The sequence below is a fragment of the Marinobacter sp. C2H3 genome (assembly GCF_037080155.1).
Lineage (GTDB): Bacteria > Pseudomonadota > Gammaproteobacteria > Pseudomonadales > Oleiphilaceae > Marinobacter.
On sequence record NZ_JBBBNZ010000001.1, the window covers coordinates 722,169 to 744,023 of the forward strand.

Here is a 21,855-nt window from a genome sequence, read left to right on the forward strand (position 1 = left end):
GGGTGTTTCTCGCGTCGGTGCAGGGCGCCACGAGCATCGCGAGGGCGTTCCAGGTGGGCAGAAAGCCAACGGATAGCGGGTGTGTCATCAGAGAGGCCCGGGAAGAGGACCTGGACGAGATGGTGGGGTTCCTCGCCAAACTGGCGTTGCACGTGTCGGGCGCGCCCCCGCTTAATCTGAAGGAAAGCGAGCACAAGCGGCTGCTTCGGACACTGCACGCCGCGCTGGACGATCCCAACAAACGGCTGGTGGTGGCGCAGGGCCAGCGCGGGTCTTTGGTCGGCATGGGCTACGTCTACATCTGGCGCAGCCAGGGAATCTGGGAACAGTCTGAACCCACGGAGTTCCGCTCGGGGGTGATTGACGACATTTGGGTCGAACCGGACTTCAGGAATCGGGGTATCTTCAAAGCGGTGTTGCAGGATCTGGTCGCCTTTGCCGAACAGCATGAGGCCTCCGAGCTGATTCTGGAGTATTCGGCGTCGAACCGGGAGGCCAAAGCCGCGTGGACCAAACTCGGGTTCAAGACCACCGGCGTCCGCGCAGCAGCGCTCACCTCGGCCGTGAAGCAGGCGCTGGCAGGACCAAAAGAGCAATCAAAGGAAACGGAACATGATCGGTGATCGCCGCGTAAACGTGTTTTATGACGACGTGATGCTCGGACACAACCCGGAGGTGGATCTGCCATTCCTGCCCAGTCGCGTGGAAAAACGGGTCAGGTCGATCCTCCAGGGGCTGGATTTCAAATGGAGTTATCCGGAACACCCCGGCCGGCTGACGGCCATCAAGGCGTACCTTGATGAGCACCCGATCGACGGTGTGCATTTTTGCAGCGGCGCGGCCCCGGCGACGTATGAACAGCTGGCGCGGGTGCACACCACGTCTTACCTGGACCATATTTTTTCCCTGGCCGGCAAGCGTGCCTGGCTCGATAAGGACACGACGGCCGTATCGCCGCAAAGCATTGATGCCGCCACGGCGGCGGCCGGCAACGCCATTGCGGCCGTGGAGAGCGTGATACGGGGGGAGTGTGACAGCGCCTTCGCCCTGGTGCGACCGCCGGGGCACCACGCCGAGCCGGTGCGGGCTCGGGGGTTTTGCCTGCTGAACAACGTGTCGATCGCCGCCGCCCATGCCCGGGCCAAGCTGGGCTGCGAGCGGGTCCTGATCATTGATTGGGACGCCCACCACGGCAACGGCACCCAGGACATCTTCTGGGCCGACCCGGATGTGCTCTTCTTCGATACCCACTGCGCCGCACCGTTCTATCCCGGCTCCGGCCATCTCGAGGACGTCGGCGATGGCCTGGGGGAGGGATACACCATCAATGTACCGCTGCCGGAAACCGCCGGCGACGTGGCGTTTGAGAAGGTGTTCCGTGAGATTCTGGTGCCGGCGGCCAACTACTTCGAGCCAGACCTGATTCTGGTCTCAGCCGGTTTCGATCCGCACCGTAACGACATGGCGTTGAACCTGACCTACGACGGCTTCCGCGCCATTACCCGCATTGTTCAGGACATCGCTGACACCCATTGCAAGGGCCGGCTGGCCCTGGTTCTGGAGGGCGGCTACAACCTCACGTCGCTTTCACAAGGGGTGCACGCGGTGCTTGAGACCCTGGCCGGCGGCGATGTACCGGAGATCCGGGAGATGGGCGTCAAAGAAGTGGAGCACGCCGCGGAATTCCATCGCTCGGCCTTCAGTGATCTGGAGGAGTAGCCCCTCACCTCGTTGTTCAGTCGCCGGCGACGGTCTCGTTCAGCAGTTCCGGCTTCTTCAGGGCCCGGGTGAACAGGTCCTTTTCTTCCGCAATCGCCAGGGCACACTGCTCGGCCAGCTCCTCGGACAGCCCGCTGACCTTGCGTTGGAGGAAGGCGGCGACCTCTTCGGACAGCTCGAGAATCTTATCCCGGGCATCGGCTTCCGCTTTTGACGAAAACAGCATTTTGTCCGGGTTTTTCAGTGCCATGTCCAGTCCATCCCTCTCGGAATAATAAAGTGCTTTAACGCCCATGGTGTGCCATCGCCTCCGGGTCATGATGGTCGGCAAGACCGTTGATGTGGGGGGAGTCTACCATGACCATTGTATATTTATACAGTGGTCTGTGAGTGTCTGGGTTCAATCCAGGGTATACCCCGGCCGCCACGCCCTCACACTTTGCGGAGAAGGCTTTTTTTGTGGCCCCAGCGTGGGCCAGGTCACGCACTTCCCGAAAGTGGGTCTATGATGTCAGGACGATGGTTTGACTGCGTCAGCGCAAGAGCCCCGTGTCGCTGCACAACAAAAACAAGGTGGCGGATCTCCGGGCCGCCGACTGTGAGATGAGGAGAACGTGATGTCATCCGCCGAAGCCTTCAAAGCCGCCCGCCAGCAGTTGCTGGATCTGCGCGAAGATTACGACCGCGCCTACGAGACCTTCCAATGGCCAGAGCTGGACCAGTTCAACTGGGCGCTGGACTGGTTTGACGATTACGCGAGAGACAACGACAAAGTGGCGCTCTGGCTGGTGGATGCCGACGGCACCGATCAGCGTTACAGCTTCGAGCGGATGCGACAACGCTCCAACCAGGTGGCCAATTTCCTGCGCGGCAACGGGCTCGGTCGAGGCGATACGTTGCTGATCATGCTCGATAACGTCATCGAGCTCTGGGAGACCATGTTGGCCACCATCAAACTCGGTGCCCTGGTCATTCCTGCCAGCACGCTGCTGTCGCGGCAGGATCTTGGTGACCGTCTTGCGCGCGGCGGCGTCACCCACATCCTCTCCGCCGCCGAATATGTCCAGAAATTTGAGGGCGTGGCCGACGGCCTGACCCGAATCGTGGCCGGTGAGGCCAGCGGCGCCTGGATTGGCTACGATGCCTCGCATCAATCGCCCGTGACCTTTGAGCCGGACGGCGTGACCCTCGCGACGGACCCGCTGCTGCTGTATTTCACGTCGGGGACGACGTCAAAGCCCAAGCTCGTGCTGCACACCCACCAGAGCTATCCCGTGGGATCGTTGTCCACGATGTACTGGCTTGGCCTGCAGCCCGACGACATCCATTTCAACATCAGTTCTCCGGGCTGGGCCAAGCATGCCTGGTCGAACCTGTTCGCGCCGTGGGACGCCGGCTGCACGGTCTTTATCTATCGGCAGCCACGCTTTGATGCGGCCGCCACGCTGCAGGTGATCGCCGACAAAGGGGTGACCTCCCTGTGTGCGCCGCCTACGGTCTGGCGCATGCTGATTCAGGAAGACCTGCCCGCCTATGACGTCAAGCTCCGGAGCCTGGTCGGCGCGGGCGAGCCGCTCAACCCGGAAGTCATTGCACGGGTCGAGAAACACTGGGGACTGAGAATCCGGGACGGCTATGGCCAGACGGAGACCACGGCTCAGATCGGGAATCCGCCGGCCCAGAAGATGAAGTCCGGCTCGATGGGCCGGCCATTGCCCGGCTACCGGATCGCCCTGCTCGATGCCGACGACCGCGAGCAGAACGAAGGGGAGATTGCCATTGATGTGCGCCAGCAGCGTCCGCTTGGCCTGATGCAGGAATACCGCGACGATCCGGCACGCATGGCAAAGGCGTTGCACGACGGTTTTTATCGCACCGGCGACGTGGCCAGCCGTGACGAAGACGGCTATTACTGGTACGTCGGCCGCGCCGACGACGTGTTCAAGAGCTCGGACTATCGGGTCAGTCCGTTCGAACTGGAGTCCATCCTTATTGAACACGAATCGGTGGCCGAGGCTGCGGTCGTGCCCGCACCCGATGCGGTGCGACTGACTGTGCCCAAGGCCTACATCGTGTTGCGCCGCGGCTATGAGCCCGGTCCCGAGGCGGCAAAGGCCTTGTTCGCGTTCATTCGCGAACGCATGGCGCCGTACCTGCGCATTCGGGAACTGGAGTTCGCCGAGTTGCCCAAGACCATTTCCGGCAAGATCCGCCGCGTTGAACTGCGGGCGCACGCCGCGAGCGAGGACCGCGGAGAGTTTGCCTACAGCGAAACCGATTTCACGGATTTGAAAGGCTGATCCGCGCCGGAGGTAGGTGTGGCTCGCAGGCAACGGCAACGGCATTTGCTAGTATGGTCGCCTCGTCATTCCGATAGCGATCAGACCCTGCACCATGAACGCGCCCTTCACACTGCGCCCCTACCAACAGGAGGCGGTTGATGCCACGTTGAGGCATTTCCGCCGGTCCGACGCGTCGGCGGTGATCGTGCTGCCCACCGGCGCCGGCAAGAGCCTGGTGATTGCCGAGCTGGCGCGCCTGGCCCGGCGCCGGATTCTGGTGGTGACACACGTCAAAGAGCTGGTGGAGCAGAACCACGCCAAATACGAGAGCTACGGCCTGGCCGGCGGGGTCTTTTCCGCAGGGCTGAGCCGCAAGGACGACCATCATCAGGTGACCTTCGCCAGCGTGCAGTCGGTCACCGCTAACCTCGACCGATTCCGGGACGAGTATTCCCTGCTCATTATCGATGAATGCCACCGGGTCAGCGGTGAGGACACCAGCCAGTATCAGCAGATCATCGGCCAACTGCGCCGGCAGAACACCGCCTTGAAGGTTCTGGGCCTCACCGCGACGCCTTACCGGCTTGGTATGGGCTGGATCTACCGGTATCACTACCGGGGCTTTGTCCGAGGCGCGGACGACGGCCCGGAGAAACCCTTCGCGCACTGCATTTTTGAGCTGCCCCTGAGCTTCATGATCAGCCGCGGCTACCTGACGCCGCCCAAGCTGGTGGACGCGGCGGTGGCGCAATACGATTTCTCCGCGTTGCCCCGGGACCGGTTTGGCGAGTATGCCGAGCGGGACGTCAACCAGTTGCTGCGCAAGCATCCCCGGGTCACCCGGGCGATCACGGAGCAGGTGGTGGAGTTGGCCGCCGAGCGCCGGGGTGTGATGGTGTTTGCCGCCACGGTGGAGCACGCCCGGGAGATTGCCGGTTACCTGCCGGCGGACGATACCGCACTCATCACCGGAGAAACGGACCAGAAAGACCGGGCGCAGTTGATTGCGCGCTTCAAACAGCACCAATTGAAATACCTGGTGAACGTCTCGGTGCTGACCACAGGGTTTGATGCGCCCCACGTGGATTTTATCGCCATCCTTCGCCCCACGGAGTCGGTCAGCCTGTATCAGCAGATGGTGGGCCGGGGCCTCCGCCTGGATGAGGGCAAAATGGATTGTCTGGTCATGGATTACGCGGGCAACCGGGTGAATCTGCACCATCCCGAGGTGGGTGAGCCGAAGCCCCAGCCGGGCAGTGAGCCGGTGCAGGTGTTCTGCCCCGCCTGTGGCTTCGCCAACATTTTCTGGGGCAAAACCGACGGGGAGGGCCAGGTGATCGAGCACTTTGGCCGGCGCTGCCAGGGTTTGCTGGCGCAACCGGAGGAAACGGAGCGGAATACGCGCCTACCCCAGTGCGATTACCGCTTCCGGTTCAAGGAATGCCCGCACTGCGGCGGGGAAAACGACATCGCCGCCCGCCGTTGCCACCAGTGCCAAGGGGCGATTATCGATCCGGACGACCAGCTGCGGGACGCCCTGAAGCTCAAAGACGCGATGGTGATCCGCTGCGCCGGCGTGTCCTTGCGCGGCGAGGGCAGCAGGCTGAAAATCACCTACCACGGTGAAGACGGGGAAGAGCTGCACGAGTCCTTTGATTTCAGCCGGGCGCCCCAGCGGGCAGTGTTCAACCGACTGTTTGGCCGCCGTTTCGCCAACGGCCAGGCGCCGAGGACCTTTGCGGAACTGGACGACGTGCTGGCGGTGCACGCCCAGTTGCCGGCGCCGGATTTTGTGATCGCCCGCAGGCAGAAACACTACTGGCAGGTGCAGGAACGCGTGTTCGACTACCGGGGCGCCTATCGGCGTGCCAACGCGCTGTAGGCGGGTGTGCGCTGCACGCTTGTTAAGGGAGGCCATCAGACGGGGCGCGCGGCGTTTGCGGGATGGTTGCGCTATCTTGATGAAAGGCTCAGGGCGGCGTGCCGCCCGATTCGGCGATCAGAGGATGAGCGGAGAGAGATGTTCCATGTCCCAGGATCTGGCGGCTCTGGACAGGCAGGCTATCACAGCGGCGAAACAGCACATCGGCAGCGTGGCCTGGCCGACCGTGCTGTTGACGGCGCTGGTGCTGGTGGCGTTTGCGGTGAATCTGGCGGCGTTTTCGCTCGGGCTGACGCCGGCCTGGCTGTCCACCCTTCTACTCGCGGCGCTGACTTATATCGCCTACACGCCTCTTCACGAAGCGGTGCATGGGAATGTGCACGGGCGCCATCACGGGCTGAAGTGGCTGAACGACCTGTGCGGGTACCTCGCCGCGCCGCTGATCGCCGTGCCCTACCAGTCCCACCGAATCGAACACTTCACCCATCACCGGTACACCAACCAGCCCGACCGGGACCCGGATTTCATGGTCAGCGATATGGGCCGCGGCCCGCTGCAGGCGCTGGTCGCCGTTCTGAGGTTCATCGTGTTGCAGAATACGTTCTTCGCCCGAGCGTACTGGCACAAAGCGACCACCCGGGAGCGAGCCATCTACAGCGCTGAGGTGCTGGTGTCCCTGGGATGGCGAGCGGCCTTTTTGGTGGCGGTGGATCAGCCCGGGGCAGGGGTGGTGATTGTCGTGGGCTACCTGCTGGGCGGGTTTTTCACCGCTTACTGGTTCGCCTATCGCCCGCACGTGCCGTACAACCGGCCGGAACGCTACCGCAACACCAGCAGCCTGATCATGCCCCGCTGGATGAAGCCCCTGGAGTGGTTCTGGCTGGGCCAGAACCTGCACGCCATCCACCACCTGTTTCCGCGGGTGCCGTTTTACCGCTATCACACCCTGCACCGGGAGATCGAACCGGCGCTGAGGGCTCACGGCACGCCGATCATCGGGGTGTTCAGCCGGGAGCCGGTTGAGCGGGCCTAATGTGTTGTTCTAGCGTCAGAGAGGTGTTTTAATGCCCAATATGGGTAAAAAAATGCCCAAAATGGGTTTTGAGCGGTGATGGCAGATAACATGGTAGGTCGTACAAGTTTGGCGGATGCACTGTTTTCCGGAACCCGTCAGAAGGTGCTGGGCCTCTTCTTTGTACCCGGTTCGCGGGACTTCTCAATGAAAGAGCTCATTGATGAAGCGGAAGCAGGCTCTGGAGCTGTGCAACGCGAACTTGCACGTTTGGTGGACTGCGGCCTGGTTCAAATGACTCAGCAAGGCCGCCAGAAGCGTTACAAGGCCAACCAGGACGCCGCTATTTATCCCGAGTTGGTTGCCATCGTTTCCAAACTGCTTGGCCCGGAGCGCATCATCGAAGAAGCCCTTGAGCCGCTTCTTGACCGGGTTGATCTAGCCCTGATTTATGGCTCCGTCGCCAAGAGAACAGAACACTCCGAGAGTGACATTGATCTGATGCTGGTATCAGATAACCTGTCCCTGGCAGAGGTGTTTGAAGCGTTGGAATCCGCAGAACGTCGTCTCGCAAGGGCGGTCAACCCCACTCTGTACCGGTGGGAAGAGTTTGAGAAGCGCCTGACGAGTCACAATCCGTTTTTGAGAAAGGTCCTGGATGGACCATACATCCTGTTGAAAGGAATCATCGATGAATCGCGAAGCACTGGACAATCTCGTCAGAGTTCACAAACTGCACAACGAGCCCGGGACCGTTGACGAAGTTCACGGGCTGATTCGCGCTGGCCAAGTGCGATTGCAGGATGCACGAATGGAAGCGCTCAGCCTGGAGAGCCGCTTTGACCTTGCCTACAACGCCGCGCACTCTCTTTCTTTGGCGGCGCTTCGCCATGCGGGTTATCGATCTGACAGCCGTTACATTGTCTTTCAGTGCCTGCAGCACACCCTGGATCTTGCACCGGCAAAATGGCGGGTGCTGGATCACGCTCATCGAAAGCGTAATCTCGCGGAGTATGAAGGGAATATCGAGGTGGACGAGGCCTTGGTGACCAGCATTCTCGAAGTGGCGGAAGAAGTTCGTGAGACGTTGACTGTCTTTGTCGACGCCTGAGTATCGAACCCTTTGTCTGGGTAGTAGAGTGGGCCGAAGGCGGGCAGTCTGCAGTACTCAAACTTCATGCCGTTTCGCTGATGTGGACACCGGTTTGGGCGACTATAATCACCGCTTTTAAACCAGCGCAGAGAACCCTATGCCCATCGAAAAGAATCAGGTTGTTCTGTTCCACTACAGCGTCCGCGATGAAGACGGTACCGTGGTTGAAACCTCCCGGGGTGGACAGCCCAACGCTTACCTTCACGGCCACGACGGCATTATCCGCGGGCTGGAAGAAGCCCTGGAAGGGCGCGACGCGGGGGATACCTTCAGCGTGACCGTCACACCGGATAAAGGCTACGGCCCGCGTAAGCCCGACGCCGTTCAGCGCGTGCCCATCAAGCACCTTATGGGAGCCAAGCGCTGGAAGCCGGGCATGATCGCCCAGGTGCAAACCGAGCAGGGCCGCCGCCACGTGATGATCGTCAAGGTCGGCCACAAGTTTGCCGATGTGGACACCAACCACCCCATGGCTGGCCGCACGCTGACGTTTGATGTCGAGGTGATCGAAGTACGCGCCGCCGACCCCGACGAGCTGGCCCACGGCCATGCCCATGGGCCGGGTGGGCATCACTGACACGCCTGCTCACACAGGCAACCACACCTCACCGTGTTGCATCACCCGAAACTCTGCCTCGGGAACCCCCTGCCGCTCCAGTGCCATCCGCAGGCGTCGGGGAGGTTCGTCCATGGGTTCGTCGGTGAGCACAAAGGTGCCCCAGTGCATGGCCACGGACTGTTTCGCGCCGATGTCCTGGTGGATGCGCACGGACTCTTCCGGCGCCACGTGCACCGGGGCCATGAACCAGCGCGGATCGTAGGCGCCGATCGGAATCAGGGCCAGGTCAATCGGTGCGAACACCTCCCCGATGGTGCGAAACACCTGCCCGTAACCGGTATCGCCCGCGAAGTAGAACCGATACCCGTCGAGGTCCAGCAGCCAGCTGCACCAGAGCGAGGCGTTGGTGTCGGTGGGCGTTCGCCCGCTGAAGTGCTGGGCGGGCAGGCAGAACGCCTCCGTGTTGTCGGCCAGGGGCGCCGACTGCCACCAGTCCCGCTCGACCACGTTGTGAACGCCCCGCTTCTCGAACCAGGCCCGTAGGCCGGCCGGAACGCAGAATTGCAGGCCCGGGCCAAATCGCCGGTGTAACTGGCGCACCGTCGGCTCATCCAGGTGGTCGTAGTGGTTGTGGGAGATCAGCACCAGATGGATGGCCGGCATCTCCGCGACGGTCAGGGCCGCGGGGGTGTAGCGTTTGGGGCCGACAAACCGAAACGGGCTGGCGCGCTCGGACAGTACCGGATCGGTCAGCACGTTCAGGCCCTGGTACTGGAACAGAAAGGACGCGTGCCCCAGCCAGGTTAGCTGCGGCTCAGCGGGCGGTTCGTTCAGGCGATGCGCGTCCGGGCGAATCAGCGGGTAGCGTTTGCCCGGCGGAAAACGGCGCCCCGGTGCGAGTTGCCAGCGCAGGAAATCCCCCAGGCCATGCCGGGGCACGGGCTCCAGATTGCGGAACCGGCCCAGCTGGCCGTGGGGCTCGGCGGCTAGGCTGGCGAGGCGTTCGCGATCAATGGTCATGCGGTCGGCTCCCGTGGCGTGGGTCAGTGGCGCGGCGTATGCAGCAAACGAAACACTAGCATGATCATCGGGCGTGGTGATGACACGTTACGTTTAGCCCATCCTGGCCCATGCCGCCTGCGGTTGATTTCCCGCTCTGTGCCCTGATTATGCTCTCAACGTGTAACCCAGAGGCTGATTCGCCATGACCGACCCCCGACACCTTGTCTGCCCCCATTGCCACAAAGTGAACCGTGTACCGGCGGAAAAGTTGTCCGCCGGCGGGAACTGCGGCGCCTGCAAGCAGCCGCTCTGGCCTGACCACGTACTGGAACTCACAGAGCCGACCTTCCCGATTCACACCGGCCGCAGCGATGTGCCGGTACTGGTGGATTTCTGGGCCAGTTGGTGCGGCCCGTGCAAGATGATGGCGCCCCAGTTTGAGCAGGCGGCCAGGGCCTGGCGGGGCAAAGTGCGGTTCGCCAAGCTCAACACCGAGCAGGCCCAGGGGCCGGCCGCCCAGTTCGGCATTCGCAGCATTCCCACCCTGATTCTGTTCAGGAACGGCCGCGAAATAGCCCGCCAGAGCGGGGCCCTGAACCAGGCCCAGATCAGCCAGTGGCTGCAGGGGAACGGTGTGGGTTGAGATGGGCCCTGTCTACGCCTTTACACACACAAACAGGGCATTACCGGATTGGCCATCCCAGGGCGCAATCCGGCTGTAATCGTGTTCAAAGATGTGAACCTCAAACAGGGTTGCCAGCAACCGCGCGCACTCCTCGATGCCCAGCGCCACCATGGCGTGCTCGTCCTCCCAGACCTGCTCAACGCCCTGTGCTTCGCGCTGGATACGAAGCTTGAGTGATTGCCCCTCGCCGTGCCCGGCGTAGTGCCAGCCAGAGCGGAACGTGAACTCGCCGTCCGGCTGCGTTGCGGTGTGGCTGACAAACAGCCGGTTGTTGATGCGGTGCTTGTCCACCAGGTTGAAGCAGAACGTACCTCCGGTTGTCAAGGCGCGGTGGGCGCTGGCAAAGCAGGCCTGCAGGCGTTCGAGGGTCTGGCTGTAGTGCACGGAGTACAGGAAACAGGTGATCAGGTCCATCGGCTGCTCAACGCTAAAATCCCCCATGTCCCCCAGAATAAAGCCGGCTTCCGGACAACGCAGCTGAGCTTTATTTAGCATCGGCTGGTGGATGTCGAGCCCATCGCTGCGATAGCCCCAATCGAGGAAATACCGAAGGTGTGGGCCGGTGCCGCAGGCCAGATCCAGATGCCGGTGGCCGCCATTGCCGAACAGCTGGTGCAAGCGGTGCACCCCGTTACTTTGCGCACGGTAGTCGATATCGGCGCACATCAGGTCGTAATAACCGGACAGATCGGTGTACAGCTGGGTGGACGTTGGCATGGCGGCTCGCGAGCGGGGTGGAATGGGCGGCCACGACCGGCCGACCGCGGCGATTTTACAATCAGTTACTAACCGGACGCGACTCGCGAAGTCCATCCTGCGGGATTCTCGTACGTATCAGTTCACGACATAGCCTGAGAGTGCATGACGTCCATGTTATCCGTCGAACACGGCGTTGCCGTCCTTCAACACACGGTTGCCGCCGCTCTGGCCGGGAGCCGGCAGGTGCCGGTGAACGATGTGCTGTCGGATCTGGGTAGCGGCGCCGATGACCTGCGCAATGGTGGCGCCGCGCTCGATTCTCTGGATCAGCTCACCGTGGCCCGCGAGGTGGCGACGTTTTTTGAGCTGGAAAAAACCGGCGCAGAGGAGCTGTTGCTGCGCCGGCGCCGGCTGGATCAGTGGAGTGAGCTGATTGTTCAGGGCCTGGACGAAGGCATCGTGACGGACCTGTGGTTGCGTTCCGGCGGTACCACGGGCGAGCCGAAGCTGCTGCCGCACCCGGTGGCGCGGCTGAAGGCAGAGGTGAAAGACATCACCTGGGCGGTGGCGGGCACCCGGCGCATTGTGTCCCTGGTGCCGCTGCACCACATTTACGGGCTTATCTGGGGCCCTTTGCTGGCCAGCCGGCTCGCAGTGCCACTGATTCACGGCCCCACGGCGCTGAAAGCCGTTCATGAGGACCTGAGAGCCGGCGACCTTTTGATTGCGGTGCCGGAGCTATGGCGGTATCTCGCCGGCCGCCGCCAACCCTTCCCGGACGGTGTCCGAGGCGTCACCTCAACCGCCCCTTGCCCGCCGGGGCTGATCGCGCATCTCCGGGAGCAGGGGCTCGCCACCGTGTTGGAGATTTATGGCTCCAGCGAGACCGGTGGCATCGGCTGGCGGGAAGACCCCGGCGACGGTTACCGGCTGTTCGGGCACTGGCAGCGGCACGATGAGGATCATCTCATCTTCGGCGAGGCCGGCCCGGTTCTGCTGCCGGATCATGTCCGCTGGGATGCCAAGGGCAGGGTGACGCCGGTGCGGCGCCGGGACGGCGCCGTGCAGGTGGGCGGTGCCAACGTCTGGCCGGCGCGGGTTGCCGCCTTTATCGAGCGCCACTCGGCGGTCAAGGCGTGTGCGGTACGCCCGATGGAAGCCGCCGGCGGCGGACTCCGGCTGAAAGCCTTTGTGGTTCCCGAAGGGTCTGAGTCCGGCGTTGCACAGGCCGATCTGGCCGCGGAACTGCGTATCTGGCTGAGTGCCGAGCTGCCGGCCGCCGAGCGTCCCGTCCAGTTTACCGTTGGCGACGCGTTGCCCCGCAACGCGCTCGGCAAGCTGTGCGACTGGTAGTGCTGTCGCGGCCAGAGCCCAACCACCTGTTCGAGGATGAATGGGGCATCAACAAAGGGAGGTTCGTGTTTTAAAACCCCGTGCTCAACCATCCGGAGGAAGTATCCATGAAGCGCGTACGCTTTGATTCCGATGACATGCAGAACGCCCTGGCCAGCCTGAGCGACGACGAGATAGACAACTTGATGTTCGGCGCCATTGAGCTGGACGCCGACGGCACCATCCTGCGCTACAATCTGGCCGAGTCCGAGCTGACAGGCCGGCGGCCAGAGGACGTTATCGGCCGCAATTTTTTCAACGATGTGGCGCCCTGCACGCGAAGCAATGAGTTCTCCGGTCGGTTTTTCCGGGGGGTGGAAACCGGCGAATTCAACGCGGTCTTCGAGTACGTGTTTGACTATGAAATGGCGCCGACGAAGGTCCGGATCCTGATGATCAAGTCTGCGGTTGCGGACACCTATTGGCTGCTGATCAAACGCAAATTCCTGGAGACCACCGAGGGCGATGAGCCGTGAGGGTGCGGCCTCGCTGTTGTGGTCCCTGGCCGCTGGACAGTATTTGTCCGGTAAAGGGCGCTACTGGAGGCGAATTCAGATAGACTGGTGGTGACAGTTGGACACGAGACCAACGCTGGGATGGAGAACACCATGAGCAAGAAGCCCGAGAAAGCCACCTTAACCTCTGCAATGATTGAAGCGCAGACCGCTGCCTTTTTAAAATCCGGTGGATCGGTTGAATATATCAGCAAGGGAAAAAGCGGTCAGTTCGGACAAACCGCGTCGGCACCAAGCGGGATGAAGAAATAAACGGCTCAGCACTGCCTATGAAGACCAAATGAGAGATGTTATACGGCAGGGGTTTTCATATTTCGTTTATTTATTTATCCAATAAAAAAGGCAGCCATAAATGGCTGCCTTTTTTATAAGCGCGTTGGCGGCTGATTACAGGCCAATCACGTTCTCTGCCTGCGGACCTTTCTGGCCTTGCGTAACACTGAACTCAACTTCCTGGCCTTCCGCGAGCGTTTTGAAGCCGCTGCCCTGAATGGAGCTGTAGTGAACGAAAACGTCCGCACCGCCTTCACGAGTAATAAAGCCAAAACCTTTTGCTTCGTTGAAGAACTTAACGTTGCCGGTAATTGTAGACATAATAATTTATCCTGATTTGATCATAAAGTTGCCGTTTAAAATCGTTGTGATTTTTATCGGCGATAAGCAGGAAACAAAGAACATGCAGGATCAAAAACAGGACAAAAAGTGTGGCAGCACAAAAGGTCGTATTCGTGAAATGCTTTGCTAAATCTTTCCAACGAGAAAGACAGTACGCTAATTAATGGACGTTGCATAGGAAAGTTTTTTATTTCAGCAGCGCTGGGCCAGGCGGCGGTTTGGGAAACCGTTCCGTGGCCTGGCCCGGCGTCTGATTAACGGGGGTGGCCGTTAAACCTTTGGACCTCTACCCCGGATGGCGTTCGCCACCAGCGATATCACAAGCAGCACAATAAAGATGAAAAACAGAATTTTGGCAAAGCCTGCTGCGGCCCCGGCAATACCGCCGAATCCCAGAACGCCGGCAACAACCGCAATGATCAAACACACAATCGCCCAATAGAGCATGTCCTATCCTCCTTTTCGGGTGTTTCTTTACCGTGGCAGTTGGGTGTGGATTGTGCAAGGAACAGGCCGTGTCATGACCAGATAGTCACGTTATCGCCATCCTCCCGGTCCGCTTGCGAACGCCCATGGGCAAAAGGTGGCAATGGATTTTCCCCAGCGTCGGTTTATGCTGATGCGGAGTCCGGCGTTTCGCACGCGGGCGATCTGCCCGCAGTGTGCAGCGTGGCGATCCTCGCTGACGCCGGGCATGGTATTTTTGGCTGGCCTTGTAACGACAGGAGTGTGTATGACGCCAGAGGAGATTGTGGCCCGGTTTATTGCCGACGTTCGCGGCCAGCGGCTGGACGAGGCAAAAGACCTGCTCTCGGAGGAGGGCTTTGAGTACGTAGGGCCGAACATGCGCTTCCTGAGCCGGGACGACATGGTGGCCTACCAGTTCGGCATGGTCGCCATCCAGAAAGACCTGGTCCTGCGCCAGCTCAGCGCCGACGGTGAGCATGTGTTCGCGATTCTGGATTACCGTACCCATTTTGAGCCCATCGGCGATGTACGCCTGGCGGTCTGGTTCCGGGTGCGGGGTGGCAAGATCCAGAGCGTGGAAACCTTCTACAACGCCGCGGTGGTGGAAAACATGCTGGGCGGCAGCCTGCCCGCCGCTGACGGCTGAACGGAACAGACGGAGACGAATATGTCTGACGCCTTTGCCTTGCTTGCCCCGGCCGAGATCCAGTTCGGCCGGGGTAAAATCCAACAACTGAACGATCGCGTTGCCGCCCTGGGCCGGCGGGTGCTGATCGTGCATGGCCGAAGCCCGGAGCGAATTGCGCCGGTGCTTGCCACGCTCACCTCGGTGGACGTGGTCCAGACGCTGGCCATCGATAAAGAGCCGGACCTGCCGACATTGACCGAAGCGCTGGAACGCGGCCGGGCCCAGAGTATCGACGCGGTGGTTGGCATCGGCGGCGGTTCGGTGATGGATTCTGCCAAGGTGATGGCGGCGATGCTGCCCAGCCCGTCGAACCTGCTCAGCCACCTGGAGGTGGTTGGGCAGGGCCTGCCGCTGACCGCACAGCGGCTGCCTTTGATCCTGGTGCCAACCACCTCCGGCACCGGCGCTGAAGTCACCCGAAACGCCGTGATCGACGTACCCGAGGCCAGTCGCAAAGTCAGCCTCCGGGATCCGAAACTGCTGCCGGACCTTGCGTTGGTGGATCCGGCGCTGACCGATGGCTGCCCCCGGGCCGTGACCCTGCATTCCGGGCTGGATGCCATTACCCAGGTGATCGAACCGTATCTCTCGTCCCGGGCCACGCCGTTCACCGATCTGTTGTGTGTGGACGCGATCCCCCGGGGCCTCCGGGCCCTGAAACAGTTGATGGCCGCCGAATCCCCGGACGCCCGGGATGCCATGGCCCACGTCAGCCTGTTTGGCGGTCTGGCGCTGGCCAACGCTGGCCTGGGGGTTGTGCACGGCATCGCCGGGCCGCTGGGCGGGCTGTGTGGCGCGCCCCACGGGGCCATTTGCGGCGCCTTGTTGCCCGCTGGTATCGCCGCGAACCGGGCCTACGTGCGTGAACCGGAGCAGGCGGCCCGCATCGCCAGGGTGGAAAGTTGGATCGCCGAGGTGTTCGGCGCTGGAAGCGGTGATCCCCTGGACGATTTCCGGGCCTGGATCGTTGCCAGCGGGCTGCCTGGCCTGGCGTCCCTTGGCGTAACTGAGGATCAGATGGTGGCGACGGCGAAAGCGGCGTCCAGCTCGTCCTCCATGAAAGCCAACCCGGTGGCGCTGCCGGTGGATGTGGTGGAAGCGGTCATGCGGGATTCGTTCTGAGCAACCAGCCGGCGGCCGGGGATCGGCCGCCCTTTACCAGGCCTTAACGGCCCGGCCTGATGAGGCCCCAACATGACCACCAACGATTTCTCCTGGCTGGACGCCGTGCTGCTGGCGGTGTCGGTCAGTATGGCTTTTGTGATGCTCCGCCGGCGCGTCCGGGATGCGGTGTTCTGGCGGGCCACGGTCACGCCGCTGGCGTCGATTATCGGCAGCGGCTTTCTGGTGGTGGTCCCATTGCTGGCAACCGTCACCGGGTCCTTCTCGCTGGTGGCGATCCTTGCCGTTGTCCTGCTTTCTCTGTGGATCGGCGATGCCCTTCGGTACACCATGGTCCATGGCGACCCCGTTCCGGCCGTGCCCGGCAGCCGCAGCGCTCGCCTTGACCGCCTGTCGGACGTGACCCTGGCCTTTGCGTATGTGATCTCGATTACCTTTTACATCCGGCTGATGGGCGGTTTTGTGCTCACCGGCGTTGGCGCCTACTCGCCGTTCAACGCCAACGTGCTGGCCACGGCGGTTCTGGGCTTCATCGGCGTGTACGGCTGGCGGCGGGGATTGCACGGCCTTGAGCGGCTGGAAGAATATTCCGTCACCATCAAGCTCGCGATCATCGCTTCATTGCTTGTGGGGCTGGTCGTTCACGACAGCCGTTTGGGGTATGACCTCTCCGGCCTCGTGGCGCCTCCGGCGGGTCTCTGGGAAGCGCTCCGGCAACTGGCGGGCATGCTCCTGATCGTGCAGGGCTTCGAAACCTCCAAATACCTGGCATCAACTTACGACGCGCCCACGCGAGCCCGCTCCATGGTCTTTGCGCAGGTGCTGGCCGGGGTGATTTACGTGGTCTTCGTGGCGCTCTCGATGCCCCTGATGGCCCAGTTTGCCGGCAAGGAGCCGAGCGAAACGGCCATCATCGACCTGTCCCGGGACATCACCGTGCTCCTGCCCCTGATGCTGGTGGTCGCCGCTGCCATGAGCCAGTTCAGCGCCGCCATCGCCGACACCATTGGCGCCGGCGGCGTCGCCGAAACGGAATCCCGGGGACGGGTGTCTGCGCGGATGAGTTACCTGGTGATCGCGTCGCTCGCCATTGCCCTGATCTGGACCAGCAATATCTTTGAAGTGGTTGCGCTCGCATCCCGGGCCTTTGCCGGCTACTACCTGCTGCAGGCGATAACCGCCGCCGCGCTGGCCTCGCGTGTGGCCACAGGCCGGCGCCGAACCTGGTTGCTGGCCTCTTATGGTGCACTGGCGGTGGTGATGCTGCTTATTCTGGTGTTTGCGGTGCCGGTGGCGGGGTAGGTCTTAACGTCCTCGGCTCCGGAAAATCGACGTCATCCAGAGACTCGGACAGGAAATCCAGGAGCGCCCGGACCGCCGGCAGAAGCCCGCGACGTGAGGGGAACACGGCATGGAAGAGACCGCCCCGCGGTCGCCAGTCCGGCAGAACGCTGATCAGACGGCCCGCCAGCAGGTCCTTCCCTCCAACAATCAGAGGCATCTTGACGACGCCCAGGCCTGCCAGAGCCGCCTCTCGGAGGGTAAATACGTCATCCGTAACCAGCCTGGGCTGGTGACTGATTTGAGTGGATGCCCCTTCGGGACCATCCAGGCACCAAACGTGTTGTCCGTTCCACTGTTCAAAATCAATGCTGGGCAGATCCCCCAGCTGGTCGGGGCCGAGCGGCCGCGGGTAGCGATCAAACAGCGAAGGTGCCGCCATCAGGCACTGTGGGCTCTGTGACAGCACTTTCATGGTCAATCCACTGTCTTCGAGCGGTGGGAAGCGCACCCTCAGGGCAAGATCGTATCCCTCCTTGAGGACGTCCACGCGACGGCTCGTGGCGTCCAGTTCTATGCGGACTTCCGGATAGCGAGCCATGAACCGAACCACCAGAGGCGCCACCAGAAAGTAGATCAGCCCGGGAGGGCAGCTCATCCGGATGCTGCCCTTGGGCTCGGCATGGGAACCGTCGATCAGGGCCTGCGCCGCTTCCGCTTCCACCAGCATGGCCAGGCAGTGGCGATAATACTCAAGCCCCAGTTCAGTGACGGTAAAAACGCGGGTGGAACGGTGGATCAGCCGGGTGTCGAGGCGCGTTTCCAGGGCGGCGATCCGGCGGCTGAGTTTGGATTTGGGCAGCCCAAGGGCCCGTCCGGCGGGTGCGAACCCCCCGTGCTCGACCACTTTCACGAAATAATAAAGATCGTTCAGGTCCTGCATGGTCGATTGTCCTGTTTGTGGAACACTGAGTATACGTTTCAGTGGCTACTCATCCCAGTGTTCCGGATCTATCGTGGCATTCCGGGTGCGGAATGACGCCGCGCCCGGTATCCGCGCTACCGAAAAAGGAGATGACCCATGCCGTTCACTTACAATCGATTGAACAAAGACGATGTTGCGCTGTTGATGGTGGACCATCAGTCAGGACTGCTGTCGCTGGTCCGGGATTTCACGCCGGACGAGTTCAAGAACAATGTGTTGGCGCTGGCCGACATCGCCCGGTTTTTCGAGATTCCAACCATCCTGACCACCAGCTTTGAAACGGGGCCAAACGGCCCGATGGTGCCAGAAATCAAAGCGGCGTTCCCGAATGCTCCGTATTTTCCGCGCCCTGGTCAGATCAATGCCTGGGACAACGAAGACTTTGTGAAGGCCGTGAAGGCCACGGGTAAAAAGCAGTTGTTGATTGCCGGTGTGGTGACAGACGTGTGCGTTGCGTTTCCGACATTGTCTGCTATTGAAGAAGGGTACGAGGTGTTTGTGGTTACTGACGCTTCCGGCACCTTCAACCCGGTTACGCGGGACGCTGCCTGGCGCCGGATGGAAGCCGCTGGCGCGCAGCTGATGAACTGGTTCAGCGTCGCCTGCGAACTGCACCGCGACTGGCGCAACGATATCGAAGGCTTCGGCGGTATTCTCGCCAACCACTTGCCCCATTACGCCAACCTGATGCAGAGCTACGGCTCGCAACAGAACTGACCTTCCAAGGAGAACCCCATGCCCCTCAAGCTCCAGACCATCATTTGCAGTACACGCCCGGGGCGGGTTGGCCCGGCCCTGGCCCAGTGGTTCAACGAGTTTGCCAGGGGCAAAAGCCGCTTTGAGGCCGAGCTGGTCGATCTGGCCGAGTTTGCGCTGCCGGTCTACGATGAGCCGAATCACCCGCGCCTGCAGAAGTACCAGCACGACCACACCCGGGCCTGGTCTTCGAGCGTGGCCAGCGCAGACGCCTATGTGTTTGTGCTGCCGGAGTACAACTTTGGCCCGCCCCCGTCGTTTGTGAATGCCCTCGATTACCTTTACAACGAGTGGAACTACAAACCGTGTGGCTTTCTCAGCTACGGGGGCGTGTCCGGCGGTTTGCGGTCGGCCCAGCTGGCGAAACAGTGGGTCACCGCGGTGAAAATGATGCCCATGGCGGAGGGGGTGATGGTTCAGATGCCCTGGACGCTCATCGGGGAGGATGGCGCGTTCACGCCGGGCAAACCGCACCAGGAATCCGCCGAGGCCCTGCTGGCGGAACTGCACAAATGGGCGGAGGCACTCAAGCCCATGCGGGCGGATGGCTGACGGCGCCAAAAACGAAGGGGCGCCGTCCTCCAGGGTTTGGGCCCACGCCCTGAATTCAGGGCGTGGGCATCAGCGTTTCAACCAGCCGCGAAACGGATACCAGAACTGCCCCATCATGCCCTCGGGAATGTCGTTCGACACGGTGCCATATCGGCTTGCCAGGTGGCTGGGCAGATACACGGTACGGAACAGCACGTCATAGATGGGCAGAAATCCGGCGTAATTCTTGTCGATGGCCGCCGGCTCGGACGAATGGTGCCAGTGGTGGTACTCCGGCGTGGCGAGCAACCATCTCAGCACGGGGAAGCGCAGGCGCACGTTGGCGTGTATGAAAATGGCGTGGAAGGAAATGAACACCAGATACGCGTAGAGGGCGGACGGTGCAAAACCCAGGATGAAAATGGGCAGATAGCCCGCGAAGCGGTTAACGAGAATCTCCGCGAGATGCAGGCGAGACGATGCCAGCCAGTCCATCTCTTCGGTGGAATGATGGATGGCGTGGAATTTCCACAGGGCGGGGACTTCGTGCATGGCACGGTGGATCCAGTAGGTGCCGAAATCGACCACCACCAGAATCTCGATAAACTGGAGCCAGACCGGCTGGCTGGCCACCCAGAGCTGGAAATCCCAGGTGGTTACCCGATGCAGGAAGACCTGGATGGGAATGACGGTGAAAAAACTGATGAGCTGAACCCCGAGGTGGCTCAGCATGAAATATTTCAGGTCCGTGATCCAGCCTTTGCGCAGCACGCCCTGATGACGGTTTTTGGGGAACGCCCGTTCCAGGGGGATAAACACCAGCGCCAGAACCACCAGCGTCAGCAGGAAGTAGTCCAGTCCGACGTAAAGCCCACGACTGTTGATATCGGGGGCCTCAATGCGGCCTGAGGCGAGCAACGCCGCGGCTATGGCCATGCCCATTCCCGCCAGGCCGTAAGCGAGCGATTCATGCCGAATCATCGCGCACAGCCCAAAGCCCGTTCCCAGAACGATGCTTAGTTGAAGCCCGTAACGCAGGACATCGGTGTTATAGGCACCCCGGAGCTCGGGCATGGTGAGCAGGTCCGGCATCAGGAAACACAACGCGCCCAACAGCGATATGGCGCCAAAGAAAATCGAGACCGTGGCGCTGACCTTGCCGTGCCCGGGCGTGAGATCCACGCCTTCGAATTTTTCCCTCAAACCCCTGCTCATCGTCACGAATTCCTTGTGTCGTGGTTGCTGAACGGACTGTATTAAAAGTCGGGGGGATGGTCCAGAAGGTTATTTTGCCGGGCGGGACTCAATATCCACCACTTCGCCGTTCCGCAGCGTCACCACCTTGCGGAACTGGTTGCTGGCCAGGTCGTACAACCATTCCTGAATCAGCACAGGCAGGGCGGCCTGGGAGCCGTAATGCCCTGATTCGGTGGGGGCTACCTGCCATTCTGTGCGTTTGGATACCGGCGGCCCGCAGCGGGCCATCAGCTCGTATTCGTTGGTGGCGCTGCGCAGGGTGCCGAGATCGCACCGGGGGTTAACTGAGACGGTGAAGCCGTAGCCCAGGCTGTCTATTCGCACCAGCGACCCATTGCGGAACACCAGGCGGCGAATGAACCGTTGGGGGCCAGGGTTGTAGTACCAGTGCTCCTCGCTCTGTACCACGCCCAGCCCGGGCAAGGTCGCGGTGGGGTAGGTGGCCACGTAATCCGGCTTGCCGCAGCGTTCCTCCACCTCAACCGGCCAGTCGCCCTCGCTGACCAGGGAGGAACCGCAGCGCAACGCGGCCTGGCTGGTTGGCGTCACGGCCACCAGCACAAACAGTGTTATCAGTGGGACAACCAGACGAGCATGAGTCATAAATCGAGCGTGCATGGCCGTGTCAGTATGGTCAAGCATACGCCGAAGAATGCCCGGCGGACCCATGACACCCCCCACCTCACTGACTACAATGTGGCTCCTCTCTTGTTATTCACGTGTCACTCAAAGGAGCCCGATCATGGCGGCAACGACACTCAAAGAACAGCTCAGCAACGCGGTCAAGGACGCGATGCGCGCCAAGGATAAAGATCGTCTGGTGACGTTGCGAATGGCCCAGGCGGCGGTCAAACAGATTGAAGTGGACGAGCGCCGGGAACTGAGCGACGACGACGTGCTGAAGGTGCTGGACAAGATGCTCAAACAGCGCCGCGATGCCGCCGCCCAGTACGACGATGCCGGCCGCGGCGAGCTGGCCGATAAAGAGCGGGCGGAGATGGTGATCATCGAAGAATTCATGCCCGCCGCCCTCACCGAAGACGACCTGGATGCGCTCATTCGCCTGTCGATCAGCAACACCGGCGCCAACGGCATGCAGGACATGGGGAAGGTGATGAATGACCTGCGTCCGCAGGTGCTCGGCCGGGTGGACATGGGCCACCTGAGCCAGAAGGTGAAAGCGGCGCTGGCCGGCTGAGGTCAGACCGGTTAACCCGTATCCCCGGGCTCAAAACGTAAACAAGGACTCTCC

Annotated in this window: 26 protein-coding genes; 18 read left to right on the forward strand and 8 right to left on the reverse strand. The window is 61.6% G+C overall.

Annotated features, from left to right (window positions below; all coding sequences use genetic code 11):
* Window positions 1-53 precede the first annotated feature (53 nt).
* Together V3388_RS03115 and V3388_RS03120 are read left to right on the forward strand one after the other, a co-directional pair.
* Window positions 54-623 (forward strand): GNAT family N-acetyltransferase, encoded by a 570-nt coding sequence (locus V3388_RS03115; protein ID WP_336366456.1) that lies wholly within the window; start codon window positions 54-56, stop codon window positions 621-623.
* Window positions 613-1,719 (forward strand): histone deacetylase family protein, encoded by a 1,107-nt coding sequence (locus tag V3388_RS03120; RefSeq protein ID WP_336366056.1) that lies wholly within the window; start codon window positions 613-615, stop codon window positions 1,717-1,719. Before V3388_RS03115 ends, V3388_RS03120 begins: the two co-directional genes overlap by 11 nt.
* 16 nt (window positions 1,720-1,735) lie before the next feature.
* Here V3388_RS03120 and V3388_RS03125 read toward each other — a convergent pair whose 3' ends face one another.
* On the reverse strand, window positions 1,736-2,014 hold the full coding sequence (locus V3388_RS03125; protein WP_336366057.1) for a YebG family protein: 279 nt from the start codon (window positions 2,012-2,014) through the stop codon (window positions 1,736-1,738).
* A 322-nt stretch (window positions 2,015-2,336) separates the two neighbouring features.
* Here V3388_RS03125 and V3388_RS03130 point away from each other — a divergent pair, with 322 nt between their 5' ends.
* The 6 genes from V3388_RS03130 (at window position 2,337) to V3388_RS03155 (ending at window position 8,625) form a co-directional block, all read left to right on the forward strand.
* The gene (locus V3388_RS03130) at window positions 2,337-4,019 is read left to right on the forward strand and encodes an AMP-binding protein (protein ID WP_336366058.1); all 1,683 of its coding nucleotides are present in this window, start codon (window positions 2,337-2,339) and stop codon (window positions 4,017-4,019) included.
* 94 nt (window positions 4,020-4,113) lie between these two features.
* Window positions 4,114-5,883, forward strand: a complete 1,770-nt coding sequence (locus tag V3388_RS03135; RefSeq protein ID WP_336366059.1) for a DEAD/DEAH box helicase — start codon at window positions 4,114-4,116, stop codon at window positions 5,881-5,883.
* A 145-nt stretch (window positions 5,884-6,028) separates the two neighbouring features.
* Entirely contained in the window at window positions 6,029-6,916 is an 888-nt protein-coding gene (locus V3388_RS03140) for a fatty acid desaturase family protein (RefSeq protein ID WP_336366060.1), read from the forward strand.
* Between the two features lie 78 nt (window positions 6,917-6,994).
* A complete protein-coding gene (locus V3388_RS03145) occupies window positions 6,995-7,654 on the forward strand; it encodes a nucleotidyltransferase domain-containing protein (protein ID WP_336366061.1) in 660 nt (219 codons plus the stop codon).
* A gap of 52 nt (window positions 7,655-7,706) precedes the next feature.
* Complete coding sequence (locus V3388_RS03150) at window positions 7,707-8,006, forward strand: hypothetical protein (protein ID WP_336366062.1); 300 nt, start codon at window positions 7,707-7,709, stop codon at window positions 8,004-8,006.
* A 139-nt stretch (window positions 8,007-8,145) separates the two neighbouring features.
* The gene (locus V3388_RS03155) at window positions 8,146-8,625 is read left to right on the forward strand and encodes an FKBP-type peptidyl-prolyl cis-trans isomerase (RefSeq protein WP_336366063.1); all 480 of its coding nucleotides are present in this window, start codon (window positions 8,146-8,148) and stop codon (window positions 8,623-8,625) included.
* 9 nt (window positions 8,626-8,634) lie between these two features.
* Here the strand turns inward: V3388_RS03155 and V3388_RS03160 are convergent, their stop codons facing one another.
* Complete coding sequence (locus tag V3388_RS03160; protein WP_336366064.1) at window positions 8,635-9,627, reverse strand: MBL fold metallo-hydrolase; 993 nt, start codon at window positions 9,625-9,627, stop codon at window positions 8,635-8,637.
* A gap of 184 nt (window positions 9,628-9,811) precedes the next feature.
* Between V3388_RS03160 and trxC the strand changes: the two genes are divergently transcribed.
* Window positions 9,812-10,252, forward strand: a complete 441-nt coding sequence (gene trxC, locus V3388_RS03165) for a thioredoxin TrxC (protein WP_336366065.1) — start codon at window positions 9,812-9,814, stop codon at window positions 10,250-10,252.
* A 12-nt stretch (window positions 10,253-10,264) separates the two neighbouring features.
* Here trxC and V3388_RS03170 read toward each other — a convergent pair whose 3' ends face one another.
* On the reverse strand, window positions 10,265-11,011 hold the full coding sequence (locus V3388_RS03170) for a class I SAM-dependent DNA methyltransferase (protein WP_336366066.1): 747 nt from the start codon (window positions 11,009-11,011) through the stop codon (window positions 10,265-10,267).
* A gap of 144 nt (window positions 11,012-11,155) precedes the next feature.
* Here V3388_RS03170 and V3388_RS03175 point away from each other — a divergent pair, with 144 nt between their 5' ends.
* The 3 genes from V3388_RS03175 (at window position 11,156) to V3388_RS03185 (ending at window position 13,152) form a co-directional block, all read left to right on the forward strand.
* Window positions 11,156-12,346, forward strand: a complete 1,191-nt coding sequence (locus V3388_RS03175; RefSeq protein ID WP_336366067.1) for an AMP-binding protein — start codon at window positions 11,156-11,158, stop codon at window positions 12,344-12,346.
* 107 nt (window positions 12,347-12,453) lie between these two features.
* A complete protein-coding gene (gene pyp / locus V3388_RS03180; protein WP_336366068.1) occupies window positions 12,454-12,861 on the forward strand; it encodes a photoactive yellow protein in 408 nt (135 codons plus the stop codon).
* A gap of 132 nt (window positions 12,862-12,993) precedes the next feature.
* The gene (locus tag V3388_RS03185; protein ID WP_336366069.1) at window positions 12,994-13,152 is read left to right on the forward strand and encodes a hypothetical protein; all 159 of its coding nucleotides are present in this window, start codon (window positions 12,994-12,996) and stop codon (window positions 13,150-13,152) included.
* A 135-nt stretch (window positions 13,153-13,287) separates the two neighbouring features.
* Here the strand turns inward: V3388_RS03185 and V3388_RS03190 are convergent, their stop codons facing one another.
* Complete coding sequence (locus V3388_RS03190; protein ID WP_048496035.1) at window positions 13,288-13,494, reverse strand: cold-shock protein; 207 nt, start codon at window positions 13,492-13,494, stop codon at window positions 13,288-13,290.
* Window positions 13,495-13,785: 291 nt separating this feature from the next.
* A complete protein-coding gene (locus V3388_RS03195; RefSeq protein WP_336366070.1) occupies window positions 13,786-13,962 on the reverse strand; it encodes a DUF1328 domain-containing protein in 177 nt (58 codons plus the stop codon).
* Window positions 13,963-14,248: 286 nt separating this feature from the next.
* Here V3388_RS03195 and V3388_RS03200 point away from each other — a divergent pair, with 286 nt between their 5' ends.
* The 3 genes from V3388_RS03200 to V3388_RS03210 all read left to right on the forward strand — a co-directional run bounded on the left by V3388_RS03200 (window position 14,249) and on the right by V3388_RS03210 (window position 17,095).
* The gene (locus V3388_RS03200) at window positions 14,249-14,629 is read left to right on the forward strand and encodes a nuclear transport factor 2 family protein (RefSeq protein ID WP_336366071.1); all 381 of its coding nucleotides are present in this window, start codon (window positions 14,249-14,251) and stop codon (window positions 14,627-14,629) included.
* Window positions 14,630-14,650: 21 nt separating this feature from the next.
* Window positions 14,651-15,793 carry an iron-containing alcohol dehydrogenase gene (locus tag V3388_RS03205; protein WP_336366072.1) on the forward strand — a complete coding sequence of 381 codons (1,143 nt, stop codon included), beginning with the start codon at window positions 14,651-14,653 and terminating at the stop codon, window positions 15,791-15,793.
* 72 nt (window positions 15,794-15,865) lie between these two features.
* On the forward strand, window positions 15,866-17,095 hold the full coding sequence (locus V3388_RS03210; RefSeq protein WP_336366073.1) for a hypothetical protein: 1,230 nt from the start codon (window positions 15,866-15,868) through the stop codon (window positions 17,093-17,095).
* Here the strand turns inward: V3388_RS03210 and V3388_RS03215 are convergent.
* Complete coding sequence (locus tag V3388_RS03215; RefSeq protein ID WP_336366074.1) at window positions 17,061-18,017, reverse strand: LysR substrate-binding domain-containing protein; 957 nt, start codon at window positions 18,015-18,017, stop codon at window positions 17,061-17,063. The two genes, V3388_RS03210 and V3388_RS03215, sit on opposite strands and share 35 nt — an antisense overlap.
* Before the next feature lie 138 nt (window positions 18,018-18,155).
* Here V3388_RS03215 and ycaC point away from each other — a divergent pair, with 138 nt between their 5' ends.
* Window positions 18,156-18,776 (forward strand): isochorismate family cysteine hydrolase YcaC, encoded by a 621-nt coding sequence (gene ycaC, locus V3388_RS03220; protein WP_336366075.1) that lies wholly within the window; start codon window positions 18,156-18,158, stop codon window positions 18,774-18,776.
* Between the two features lie 18 nt (window positions 18,777-18,794).
* Window positions 18,795-19,367 carry an NADPH-dependent FMN reductase gene (locus V3388_RS03225; RefSeq protein ID WP_336366076.1) on the forward strand — a complete coding sequence of 191 codons (573 nt, stop codon included), beginning with the start codon at window positions 18,795-18,797 and terminating at the stop codon, window positions 19,365-19,367.
* Between the two features lie 69 nt (window positions 19,368-19,436).
* Here V3388_RS03225 and V3388_RS03230 read toward each other — a convergent pair whose 3' ends face one another.
* Window positions 19,437-20,561 (reverse strand): sterol desaturase family protein, encoded by a 1,125-nt coding sequence (locus V3388_RS03230; protein WP_336366077.1) that lies wholly within the window; start codon window positions 20,559-20,561, stop codon window positions 19,437-19,439.
* Between the two features lie 69 nt (window positions 20,562-20,630).
* Entirely contained in the window at window positions 20,631-21,221 is a 591-nt protein-coding gene (locus tag V3388_RS03235; protein WP_336366078.1) for a DUF2845 domain-containing protein, read from the reverse strand.
* Window positions 21,222-21,345: 124 nt separating this feature from the next.
* Here V3388_RS03235 and V3388_RS03240 point away from each other — a divergent pair, with 124 nt between their 5' ends.
* Entirely contained in the window at window positions 21,346-21,801 is a 456-nt protein-coding gene (locus tag V3388_RS03240; RefSeq protein WP_336366079.1) for a GatB/YqeY domain-containing protein, read from the forward strand.
* Window positions 21,802-21,855 lie beyond the last annotated feature (54 nt).

Coding starts and splice junctions, on each gene's coding strand:
- V3388_RS03120 (WP_336366056.1), top strand. CDS start 613: ATGATCGGTGATCGCCGCGTAAACGTGTTTTATGACGACGTGATGCTC.
- V3388_RS03125 (WP_336366057.1), bottom strand. CDS start 2,014: ATGGGCGTTAAAGCACTTTATTATTCCGAGAGGGATGGACTGGACATG.
- V3388_RS03130 (WP_336366058.1), top strand. CDS start 2,337: ATGTCATCCGCCGAAGCCTTCAAAGCCGCCCGCCAGCAGTTGCTGGAT.
- V3388_RS03135 (WP_336366059.1), top strand. CDS start 4,114: ATGAACGCGCCCTTCACACTGCGCCCCTACCAACAGGAGGCGGTTGAT.
- V3388_RS03140 (WP_336366060.1), top strand. CDS start 6,029: ATGTCCCAGGATCTGGCGGCTCTGGACAGGCAGGCTATCACAGCGGCG.
- V3388_RS03145 (WP_336366061.1), top strand. CDS start 6,995: ATGGCAGATAACATGGTAGGTCGTACAAGTTTGGCGGATGCACTGTTT.
- V3388_RS03150 (WP_336366062.1), top strand. CDS start 7,707: ATGGAAGCGCTCAGCCTGGAGAGCCGCTTTGACCTTGCCTACAACGCC.
- V3388_RS03155 (WP_336366063.1), top strand. CDS start 8,146: ATGCCCATCGAAAAGAATCAGGTTGTTCTGTTCCACTACAGCGTCCGC.
- V3388_RS03160 (WP_336366064.1), bottom strand. CDS start 9,627: ATGACCATTGATCGCGAACGCCTCGCCAGCCTAGCCGCCGAGCCCCAC.
- trxC (WP_336366065.1), top strand. CDS start 9,812: ATGACCGACCCCCGACACCTTGTCTGCCCCCATTGCCACAAAGTGAAC.
- V3388_RS03170 (WP_336366066.1), bottom strand. CDS start 11,011: ATGCCAACGTCCACCCAGCTGTACACCGATCTGTCCGGTTATTACGAC.
- V3388_RS03175 (WP_336366067.1), top strand. CDS start 11,156: ATGACGTCCATGTTATCCGTCGAACACGGCGTTGCCGTCCTTCAACAC.
- pyp (WP_336366068.1), top strand. CDS start 12,454: ATGAAGCGCGTACGCTTTGATTCCGATGACATGCAGAACGCCCTGGCC.
- V3388_RS03185 (WP_336366069.1), top strand. CDS start 12,994: ATGAGCAAGAAGCCCGAGAAAGCCACCTTAACCTCTGCAATGATTGAA.
- V3388_RS03190 (WP_048496035.1), bottom strand. CDS start 13,494: ATGTCTACAATTACCGGCAACGTTAAGTTCTTCAACGAAGCAAAAGGT.
- V3388_RS03195 (WP_336366070.1), bottom strand. CDS start 13,962: ATGCTCTATTGGGCGATTGTGTGTTTGATCATTGCGGTTGTTGCCGGC.
- V3388_RS03200 (WP_336366071.1), top strand. CDS start 14,249: ATGACGCCAGAGGAGATTGTGGCCCGGTTTATTGCCGACGTTCGCGGC.
- V3388_RS03205 (WP_336366072.1), top strand. CDS start 14,651: ATGTCTGACGCCTTTGCCTTGCTTGCCCCGGCCGAGATCCAGTTCGGC.
- V3388_RS03210 (WP_336366073.1), top strand. CDS start 15,866: ATGACCACCAACGATTTCTCCTGGCTGGACGCCGTGCTGCTGGCGGTG.
- V3388_RS03215 (WP_336366074.1), bottom strand. CDS start 18,017: ATGCAGGACCTGAACGATCTTTATTATTTCGTGAAAGTGGTCGAGCAC.
- ycaC (WP_336366075.1), top strand. CDS start 18,156: ATGCCGTTCACTTACAATCGATTGAACAAAGACGATGTTGCGCTGTTG.
- V3388_RS03225 (WP_336366076.1), top strand. CDS start 18,795: ATGCCCCTCAAGCTCCAGACCATCATTTGCAGTACACGCCCGGGGCGG.
- V3388_RS03230 (WP_336366077.1), bottom strand. CDS start 20,561: ATGAGCAGGGGTTTGAGGGAAAAATTCGAAGGCGTGGATCTCACGCCC.
- V3388_RS03235 (WP_336366078.1), bottom strand. CDS start 21,221: ATGCACGCTCGATTTATGACTCATGCTCGTCTGGTTGTCCCACTGATA.
- V3388_RS03240 (WP_336366079.1), top strand. CDS start 21,346: ATGGCGGCAACGACACTCAAAGAACAGCTCAGCAACGCGGTCAAGGAC.